12 protein-coding genes and 1 pseudogene are annotated in these 8,750 nt (G+C 41.7%); 1 reads left to right on the forward strand and 12 read right to left on the reverse strand.

Annotated elements, in window-relative coordinates:
* The 12 genes and pseudogenes from ACGF63_RS21770 to ACGF63_RS21825 form a co-directional block, all read right to left on the reverse strand.
* The coding region (locus ACGF63_RS21770) for a phage tail protein (RefSeq protein ID WP_387633161.1) at window positions 1–854 on the reverse strand (854 nt) is incomplete at its 3' end.
* Window positions 851–1,459: a phage tail protein I gene (locus tag ACGF63_RS21775; protein ID WP_387633162.1), complete on the reverse strand. Its 609-nt coding sequence runs from the start codon at window positions 1,457–1,459 to the stop codon at window positions 851–853. The genes ACGF63_RS21775 and ACGF63_RS21770, both read right to left, overlap by 4 nt.
* On the reverse strand, window positions 1,452–2,360 hold the full coding sequence (locus ACGF63_RS21780) for a baseplate J/gp47 family protein (protein WP_387633163.1): 909 nt from the start codon (window positions 2,358–2,360) through the stop codon (window positions 1,452–1,454). The genes ACGF63_RS21775 and ACGF63_RS21780 overlap by 8 nt, the downstream gene beginning before the upstream one ends.
* A gap of 4 nt (window positions 2,361–2,364) precedes the next feature.
* Complete coding sequence (locus ACGF63_RS21785; RefSeq protein ID WP_387633164.1) at window positions 2,365–2,706, reverse strand: GPW/gp25 family protein; 342 nt, start codon at window positions 2,704–2,706, stop codon at window positions 2,365–2,367.
* The gene (locus tag ACGF63_RS21790; RefSeq protein ID WP_387633166.1) at window positions 2,706–3,341 is read right to left on the reverse strand and encodes a phage baseplate assembly protein V; all 636 of its coding nucleotides are present in this window, start codon (window positions 3,339–3,341) and stop codon (window positions 2,706–2,708) included. The genes ACGF63_RS21785 and ACGF63_RS21790 overlap by 1 nt, the downstream gene beginning before the upstream one ends.
* 190 nt (window positions 3,342–3,531) lie before the next feature.
* On the reverse strand, window positions 3,532–4,041 hold the full coding sequence (locus tag ACGF63_RS21795) for a phage tail protein (protein WP_387633167.1): 510 nt from the start codon (window positions 4,039–4,041) through the stop codon (window positions 3,532–3,534).
* Entirely contained in the window at window positions 4,004–4,585 is a 582-nt protein-coding gene (locus ACGF63_RS21800) for a lysis system i-spanin subunit Rz (protein WP_387633168.1), read from the reverse strand. The genes ACGF63_RS21795 and ACGF63_RS21800 overlap by 38 nt, the downstream gene beginning before the upstream one ends.
* Before the next feature lie 4 nt (window positions 4,586–4,589).
* Window positions 4,590–5,123, reverse strand: coding sequence for a lysozyme (locus tag ACGF63_RS21805; protein ID WP_387633170.1), 534 nt, complete (start codon window positions 5,121–5,123; stop codon window positions 4,590–4,592).
* 1 nt (window position 5,124) lies between these two features.
* Window positions 5,125–5,388 (reverse strand): hypothetical protein, encoded by a 264-nt coding sequence (locus tag ACGF63_RS21810; protein WP_387633171.1) that lies wholly within the window; start codon window positions 5,386–5,388, stop codon window positions 5,125–5,127.
* 9 nt (window positions 5,389–5,397) lie between these two features.
* Window positions 5,398–5,601 (reverse strand): tail protein X, encoded by a 204-nt coding sequence (locus tag ACGF63_RS21815; protein WP_036841233.1) that lies wholly within the window; start codon window positions 5,599–5,601, stop codon window positions 5,398–5,400.
* Window positions 5,602–5,742: 141 nt separating this feature from the next.
* A pseudogene (locus ACGF63_RS21820) lies at window positions 5,743–6,768 on the reverse strand (IS630 family transposase).
* Window positions 6,769–7,128: 360 nt separating this feature from the next.
* Window positions 7,129–7,293, reverse strand: coding sequence for a hypothetical protein (locus ACGF63_RS21825; RefSeq protein ID WP_162835247.1), 165 nt, complete (start codon window positions 7,291–7,293; stop codon window positions 7,129–7,131).
* A 393-nt stretch (window positions 7,294–7,686) separates the two neighbouring features.
* Between ACGF63_RS21825 and ACGF63_RS21830 the strand changes: the two genes are divergently transcribed.
* Entirely contained in the window at window positions 7,687–8,301 is a 615-nt protein-coding gene (locus ACGF63_RS21830) for a phage repressor protein CI (protein ID WP_387633173.1), read from the forward strand.
* Window positions 8,302–8,750 lie beyond the last annotated feature (449 nt).

The following is an 8,750-nucleotide window of genomic DNA, read 5'->3' on the forward strand; positions in this document are numbered from 1 at the left end:
GCATTTTTATCGGGAATGTCCGTACCGTTTTGGTTTTTTGCTAATCTGTCATTAGCATTATTGTTAGCATTTGTTGCATTAGTATTGGCTGTTGCGACATTGTTATTCGCCGTAGTTGCCAGATCATAGGCAGCTTTAACTGCTTTTGGTGTTGCTGCCTGCGTTTCACTGGCATTATTTGTAGCGCTGTTTAGTTGAACAACACCTTTTTGTGACAATGTTGCATCCGGTACACTGGAAAGTTTACTGGCAGCTAAATCATAAGCGGTTTTCACAGCCTTGGGTGTAGCAGCAGCCGTTTCATCATTGCTATCAATGGCGCTGTTGAGTTTAACAACTCCTTTGTCTTTCGTTGTAGCATCTGGATGATTACGGCTTTTTTCGTGTTTTTTAATGGAACTATCCACATATTCACGCGTTGCCAGCACTACAGATGGATCAATCTTCAGAGTGACCGAATCAGTACTGCTAACAATTAAAACCATCCTAACAGCCTGCGTTCTACCCGATCCTTCCTGTAATTGAGGTTTGTAAGTTTCAGGGCAGTTTGCTACAGCAATCATCACACCTTCGCTGTCAAACAGGCCAATTTCACGTATCCACCAACCTCCCTCATTTTCAGGGATAATCTGTTCAGCAATAATCTGACTAGTATTCACTGGATCAACACTTAATGTATTGATTGCAGCGCGGCGCTTTTCATTAATTAGTTTTGTCTGGTTAGTATCAGGGGCTGGTAATTTACCACCACCATCACCGACCGCTATATGGGTGATATCAACCGTTGTACCAAGAGCAGTGGCATTCGCCAGTTTTGCTGCCCCCAGACTGGTTAAAATTGCAAAGTATTTCATAATGAAATCCTCATTATATCAATGATATGAAGTGCTGCGCCTATAGGCGCATTATTACTAGTAGTGATAGTCTCAGGGGTATAAGCATAAACCGTGAGATCATCACCGCTATAACTTGCAGCGGAACAGTAAAATTCGCCTTGCACATCCAAATTGACGGATAAACCAATTAGATGGCGACTTACAGGTTTGGCGTCAGAAATCAGCCGTTCCAGTTCTAAAAAAGTTTCCTCGGTAATACCACTATCAAGGACTCCCACATCAAGCCGAAAAGTGCCAGGAGGATCGTTAGTCTGCCACCATTCTTGAACTTTAATGAGATAGCCCAAAGGTTCCACAACACGACGAATCGCGCCGATAGTGCCCTTATGCGTGTGTAAAAACAGCGAACTTTTAACGACTTCACGTTTAGTTTTCTCCGGCCAGTTTTCATCCCAGCGATCAACAGACCATGCCCATGCCAGATAAGGTAATAACGGTAGCGGGCAAGTATCAGGGTTCCATAACTCACGTAATGGCACTGAAATGTTTTGCAGTTGAGCACACGCTTTAGCTGCTGTTACCTCTAGTACGGTAGAACCAGTCGGTAGCAGACGATCATTCATCAGAACCTCCCACCGTCAGTTTCGCACTAGTGCAATAAGAAGCCTGAGTTTTATCCAGTACTACATCCTGAGTAGGCGATTTCAATTCCACCCGTTGCACACCTTCTACATGCAACGCAGCATAAATAGCAGACAACCGAATATCACGTCCCAGCCGATGTTGAGCTTCCACATAACGTTTCAGTTTTTGTTCGGCTGCAATACGAATAGGCTCAGCTTCTGGTGTTGGGTAGAGATAGAGCATTGCATCAATCTGGTACTCCACTACATTGGCAGACTGGACTTTCACCCGATCAGCCACAGGTCGAACATTTTCGTCATTCAGAACAGCGGCAACTTTATCCAGCAATTCTTGTGAGGCCATGCCATTATTTTCCCATGACATAATGGTAACGATGACATTTGCTGGTGATGGACTAGTAGCAGACGCATCTGCGATACGCCCATCAGCACTACGGGCGTGATATTCGTAAGCACCCACCGGTCCCGCAACACTTAACCCTTCAAAAGCTTGTGGGATGCGGACACGGAAATCGTTATCGGATTCCATGACCGCAAGTGTTGGTGGAATAGTGCTGTTATCTGCTGGCTTCAACACCAGTCGGGTAATATTATTGTTTGCTCCCAGCAGGTCTAAATCGTTACCGGAAGCATAAGCTACCATTACTGCGCGGGCAGCTTCATTCACTCTCTGACGTAGTATCAATTCCCGGTAAGAATTTTCTTCAAGCAGTTTCACTAGTGGTTCTGATTCCAGTTCCAGTGTACGAGCAATGGCCTCCTGTTGTTCCTCAGGATAAAGGGATATCAGCGTAGCTTTGCGTTCAGCCAGCAGACTTTCATAATCCAAAGGTTCTACCACATCCGGTGGTGGTAACTGGCTCAGGTCGATAGTCGGCATTGTTTCACCTCACAGGTATGGATAAAGAAAATACTCCGGTGGACTGTTGATAATAACCAGTGATATCCACCGTCATTTTGCCGTCTTGTTGAGTATTTATAGTGATAGCTGTTAGATTAACCCGTGGCTCCCAGCGGCTAATCGCTGTATAACTGGCTGCCATAACTTGCAGGCGCAACGCAGCATTCTGCGGCCAGTCAAGCAGTTCAGGCAGCAGGGAGCCATAAGTACGGCGTGCCAAACGGCCACCTACAGGGGTAAGTAATATGTCACTGACAGATTGGCGAACATGCGCCAAATCTGTCAGGCTATGACCGGTTTGCCGATTCATACCAAGGTACATCATTATGCCGGACCTCCTGATGTGTCACCGCCTGACCTAACGCCGGTGTGTTTATGGGAATCCACGATCACACCATTAGAGCTGAATTGCCCATCGGTATGTTCAATGTTACCAGCCATTTTTCCACCTTTCTGTACCACTAGACTGGCTGTTGTCAGCAGATTGGTACAAATAACTTCCGGTGTATCCAGAGTGATATTACTGCTTGCAGTGCAGGTAATTTCCGGAGCAGTGATATGAACAGAACCGGAAGCATTCACTGTGGTAGTTTTAATACCACTTACCTGTAATGCACTGGATTTCGGCTCATATTCCATCACCGCTCCATCAGCGAAAGTAATATGGACAGCTTCAGCGGAAGCTGATGGCGCCGGAAATTCATCAGAAAAAATAGCCGGTAACACAAAGGCAGTGGTCAGTTCTCCGCCTATGGATAGTAATAAAACCTGCTCGCCAATACTGGGAGCCCACCAAGTACGGGTATTGCCCGCTCGCAGTGTCAACCAGTGCAACCAGTCGGTTTCGATGTTTCCTGTTGCGACACGACATATACCCTGAGTGGTATCCACTTGAGTAATAACGCCAGTTCGGATCAGGTTGCGCAATAAGCGCATCAGTTCAGTCAGTTGTGTGTTCATGCTGGAAAGAATGCCATTAAAGATGGAGGTCGGCATTAAGAGAGGATTGTAGGAATAACCAAACAAGTTTAGTAAGTAATACATTGTTATATAAAACAATAATATTGATTGTAAAAAATAAAGATATTGGGTATGTTTCATGTGAACACAGTAAGTTTGAGGAGATAGAAATCTTTTAAATACGTATTACTTAAATATTCATGATAAGAACAATTTGATACGTACACATCAGGAAGTGTTTGTAATGAAAGCGCCCACGAAGCCCTCGCGGGCATGTAAGGTATTGACTTCTGTTAAAATGAGGTTTCGGGTTCTGGAGATCTTCAACAGTGAGGTTTTCACCATCTTCACGAACAAGTACTCGTTCAGTTAATTTTAAGCCAATTTTGATATTAGTAGCGTCTTGGCTGAATGTATCCACCGCAAAAGTGAAACCAGTTTTGCGCAATTCTGGATTGGCAATTAAATCTGGCTGGTTTTTCCCTATCCACTGAAGTAGCGGTACTATCAGAAAATTCAAGTCACCAGTGTAATAACTGATCGTTAGATTGAGTACGTAGTTGTATTCAAATGAGAGAGATTTAGTCGTTGTTGCTTTCACCACGCCTTTCTCAGCTGACATACTTAGAGTTCCTGGGTAAGCGTGCAAATATGATACTTTTTTAATCAGGGTTTGACGCAGGAATCCAGGTTTTTTCATCGTGTTTTCTCCTTGTAACATTTTCAATTTTGCACTGTCTAACCACATCTCTAACATAATGTTGCAAGTAATCTAATTTGGCTTGATCACTGATTATTCCTGCTCGTATGTCGTAAACAGTGCGTCCAACAATTGCAGTGAGTTCGATTTTGGCTGCATTGTCCATGCTGCTGGTTGGATAAGTTCGGCTTGCGACGAGCTGACAGGTTGCAAGGTTGGCTGATACGATCCGCAACCGACGCTTGCCAGTGGTAATATCAGTACGTAAGGCTGTATTTTCTTCTTGGGCATAAGCAAGTTCCTCTGAATAATGACGATCAAGTTCAGCAGCTGTATCCTGTGCAATTTTCATCCTTTGGATTGCTGCTGTGGTATCAGATTGAGCTTTATGACTGATGATTGAGAGTTGGTCCGTATGATGCTGTTTTAATGTGGCGAGTTCGGCGGTGAATGACAGCTTAGTCAACCACCAGCCAACGGTATAGCCAACTGCTGCTGCAGTGAATAGCGGTAATATTTTTAGCTCTCTCCATAAGATCCTCATTTATTCAGCCCCCCCAACAAACAAGCTCAGATTCCTGATCTCGACGATTAATCTGACCATAACAACCTCCGTATTTCCCATTAGTCTGACGGCAATCGCGCCCACCGTCATATATCCAGCGTTTAATTTCCGCACAAGCACCTTTTTTATCCCCGGAGTTCAGTTTTCGGTAGAAAGTAGAAGAGAAGCATTTAGCTGGTCCGATATTGTATGGGCAGAAACTGGCGATGCCTGCAACTTGTGGTTCAGTCAACGGAATATGAACATTGCGTTTTACCCATGTTATGGCCTTTCTGGCCTCAATCTGGTTAAATTGTTCACACTGTGTGGCTGTCAATCTCATCCCCTTTTTAACAGATTGACCGTCAATGTGGGTTATGCCACGACAGATTGTCCATACACCACCTGCATCCTGATAGGCATTCAAACGGTTTCCTTCTTTTTCATCCAGAAACTGAGAAAGAATCGCTGTTGAGCCGGCACCTCCAAGTATTAACCCAATAACAGCCCGGCTGAGTCTGGTTTTGGTATCTGGCATATCAAAGTTCTCCTGGTGCTTTCTGTACTAATTCATTGACTATCCTGGCAGATTCAGAAGCAGGCTCAGTTTTCAGACTTTCCAAAATGTCTTGCAAAATGCGTGTACGCTTCATCTGCTCCCCACGGTTTAGTAGATAAGTCATGATCCCCAGTGCAACACTGGCAAAAACGCCGATAAAAAAGCACCATTCATAAAGCGATAACCCTGCAAAAAAAGCGATCAAACCGGCACTACCATAAGTGGCATGGCTGTATTTATCCATTCGTCGTTTTTAATCCCAGAGTTGTAAAATAGGCTTTGTTGCGGCAGGCATAGCCTCTGGCATTTCAACCACTGTGCCATGTGGCAGGATCACTCCATACTCAGCCAGACCTGGGTTAGCGACCAAGACTCGTTCTGTCACGCCCTGAGTCCGTCCATAATGACGCCAACACAAGGCATCGACAGTATCACTTTGTTGTGCAATTATTTTCATCGGATATGCTCCCCTTATTACAGGAAATATAGATAAGTCAAAACATTATGGTGTGCTAACGAGAGGGTAGAAACAACAGGGAAGTGTTGTTAAAGGGGTAATACAAATAGGAAGCAAAAGGTTATCTATACCCAATAAACTTCAAGATGCAGTTTTTAGCACCTGAAAATGGTCGTTAATTCTGGACGTCAGCGAGTCCGCTATATCAGGTAGCGTTGTGGTGAAAAATTTGAAGACTTTGTCTCGAAATTCATACTTATCCGCGAAATAACGGTTATTTCGAACCTGTTCATTCATGACCTTCCATAATCGCTCTATCGGGTTTAAATTTGGGCTGTATGGAGGAAGGTAATGTCACTCAATATTGCTAACATAAGCCCACTCCTTCACAAGATGAGCTTTGTTGTAATCCGCCCCATCCACAATAAGATGAATTTTTTGATGATAGTCAGGATAAGACTTTCTTATTTCATTGAAAAAAAAGCAAATATTGTAGTCATTGATGGTTTGATATTCCTGGAACACGGTACGACCAATGGCATTCAGGTTGAGCGCGCCCAATAGATTCAGGCGAGTCCGGCTTCCTGTTGTTTTGACTGTTTTTTTCTCGCCCTTTCGCATCCAGCCATAACCGAGTTTGGTACCTTGAGTCGGGTGAACCGCGTCAAGAAAAAGGAGGGGTTCGTCTTTCGCTGTGACTTTAAGATTTTCATAATATTCAATAAATTGTCGCTGTTTTTCTGCGTCGAATTTATGAGGGACGCCACAAGGTTTTTTATAAGAAAAACCCTGACGGTGTAGCCATTTATTCATGCCGGGAATGCTAAAGGTAATATTCCAGAGCTGAGCAACATAGGTCACGATTTCATGGGTGTGATGGAAAAGATGTTGAGATAAGTGATTGATTAAAAAATCAGTTTGCTGTTGAGAAAGCAAACTATCAGACCCCCCATTATCAGATTTAAGTTTACCGTGATTAAGGTAATCACTGATGTGGCGGTCAACAGTGGTCTGATGGAGTCGCAATGCCTGGGCTATCATTACAGAACTCCACCCTTCAGAAGCCAGAAGGATAGCTTTTATTCTGTCTCGTACCTGACCATCACGAGTGGTGTCGTGAAGACGTTCAAGTTTGATTTTTTGTTCTGATGTAATAAATATTTTCATAGCGAGGATAATGATCTCCATTTCGGAGAAAATCAAGCATCTTCAATGATTACGGGTATATACAATTACATCTATCTATTAAATGAAAATGCTTAGTTGAATGATTCTATGAATATATAACAAAGATATTTATTAATTCTTGGTGAAGTTTTTTATACTTTTTAAGTAGTTGGGTAAGATGGACCTGGAATGTGGAGAAATGTAAACGGTTCACTCTTTCAGAAAAGAGAAAACGGCCCAAAGAAGGAGTCAGGCCGTTCATATATCGGAATCCGATATCCCGTTTGCTCAAAACCTATGAAGTGAACAACGTTAACTTACACGATTAATAATTTAGCACATTCACTCTTTTTACCGAGCTTATTCTTCAAGCGTTTCGTGATAATTAATAAGCCGTTTTGCAAGTGGTGTCGACAACTCAGCAATCCAAGCTAAAGCTAGTTCCTTATCTTCAGAATGATTACATTCACAGCTCGTTGCCATTCTGGCAATGAAATTAATACGTTGTGCTATCACTGATTCCATAAGAAAGTCCACCGCCAAACTTGCCTCCGCATAACTAATACTGTATGTGCATACAGTATACTCTAATTAGGAAAACTTAAAGTATTTTTTACTTTTTCTGATAATTAAATTTGATAGAAGTGAATCATTAGTTGTTGTTTTAGATTAAAAAATTAACAATAATAACTACTATCCCCTCATTATGGTTAGCTGTAATGTATAAATTTAACCTTAACCTTACACTTAAGCTTGGTAAACTCTTTAGACGATACGACTTAATAGGGATATAGATTGAAATCTGAATGTTCATGATGCAATATCTCTAATTGAATTCCTGACAATTTTATTTGGAACACTTTAGATCTTAATTAGAGATCATTTTGAATGAAACTAACTTGCTAAACTGTACTTTCAATGAAAAAAAACATAACTGAGATAAAAATGGGTGCAGATAGTGGAGGAAAACAAGCTATCGAGCGCCTTGTCCGAGCATATGGATTCAAATCACGCCAGGCACTTAGTGACCATTTAGGCGTCTCTAAAAGTACAATGGCTAACCGTTACTTAAGGGACAGTTTTCCAGCCGATTGGGTTATTCAGTGCAATCTTGAAACTAATGCTTCATTGCTATGGTTAAGCACAGGACAGGGAGAAATGTTTCCTGATGGGAGAAGGAAAAAAGAATCTTTAGAAAATATTATTGCTCCGACGATACGACGAGTTAAGTTAGTAGGTGGAAAACTGAACACTGATAGCTCTGTAGTTTTAGATAGTGAACTTATTGCCAAAGAAATAAAAAAACCTCTTATGGTGGACGATGGCAACTCTTGGTATTTGTTGGATACAGAAGAGTCTGGTGTTCAGGATGGTTTATGGTTAGTTGATATAGAAGGGATGCATAGCATTAAAAAGATCTCAAAGATTCCTGTCAGTAAAATTCGAGTCTTTGATAATGATGTTACTTTTGATTGTGCAATTGATGAAATTAACTTTGTTGGTCGAGTTTACCTAATGATTTCAAGAAACTGACGACCTCTCAATTAGCTTTCAGGTGTATAGTTCTGTACTTTATCAGGAATACCCAGAATACATGGTTTCACACTCAGTTGATTTTGTGCACAGAGTTTTTTTAGCCTTCACCAGTGGCAAACATGCTGGTGATAGCTTTTAACCTTCTGCCTTACAGGCAATAGGGCAGGTTGAAACTGGCCAACAACATTTCTATTTTCAATATAATTTATTGATTTTAATAGTTTTTTAAATTTACCTTAGGGCATTTTGCTATGATCGAAAAATTCTGTCTATTAAATCTACATGGTAAGGAATAACACAAATTGGGAGGATAATTATTATTTTTATAGTAGTTCTAAATCTTGTTTATCGGTTGTTTTACCATTCATTTTACCCTCCAAAATTTGTGCAAAATTCATACTCCAAAATGTATTTCACTGTAAATCACCAATCTGGTCATTTATTGA

Origin of the sequence: Photorhabdus sp. RM322S (assembly GCF_042879395.1) — a bacterium.
In the GTDB taxonomy this organism is placed as follows: domain Bacteria; phylum Pseudomonadota; class Gammaproteobacteria; order Enterobacterales; family Enterobacteriaceae; genus Photorhabdus; species Photorhabdus khanii.

Excerpts from the sequence above, each read along its gene's own strand:
- ACGF63_RS21775 (WP_387633162.1), bottom strand. The coding sequence starts at position 1,459 with ATGAATGATCGTCTGCTACCGACTGGTTCTACCGTACTAGAGGTAACA.
- ACGF63_RS21780 (WP_387633163.1), bottom strand. The coding sequence starts at position 2,360 with ATGCCGACTATCGACCTGAGCCAGTTACCACCACCGGATGTGGTAGAA.
- ACGF63_RS21785 (WP_387633164.1), bottom strand. The coding sequence starts at position 2,706 with ATGATGTACCTTGGTATGAATCGGCAAACCGGTCATAGCCTGACAGAT.
- ACGF63_RS21790 (WP_387633166.1), bottom strand. The coding sequence starts at position 3,341 with ATGAACACACAACTGACTGAACTGATGCGCTTATTGCGCAACCTGATC.
- ACGF63_RS21795 (WP_387633167.1), bottom strand. The coding sequence starts at position 4,041 with ATGAAAAAACCTGGATTCCTGCGTCAAACCCTGATTAAAAAAGTATCA.
- ACGF63_RS21800 (WP_387633168.1), bottom strand. The coding sequence starts at position 4,585 with ATGAGGATCTTATGGAGAGAGCTAAAAATATTACCGCTATTCACTGCA.
- ACGF63_RS21805 (WP_387633170.1), bottom strand. The coding sequence starts at position 5,123 with ATGCCAGATACCAAAACCAGACTCAGCCGGGCTGTTATTGGGTTAATA.
- ACGF63_RS21810 (WP_387633171.1), bottom strand. The coding sequence starts at position 5,388 with ATGGATAAATACAGCCATGCCACTTATGGTAGTGCCGGTTTGATCGCT.
- ACGF63_RS21815 (WP_036841233.1), bottom strand. The coding sequence starts at position 5,601 with ATGAAAATAATTGCACAACAAAGTGATACTGTCGATGCCTTGTGTTGG.
- ACGF63_RS21825 (WP_162835247.1), bottom strand. The coding sequence starts at position 7,293 with ATGGAATCAGTGATAGCACAACGTATTAATTTCATTGCCAGAATGGCA.
- ACGF63_RS21830 (WP_387633173.1), top strand. The coding sequence starts at position 7,687 with ATGAAAAAAAACATAACTGAGATAAAAATGGGTGCAGATAGTGGAGGA.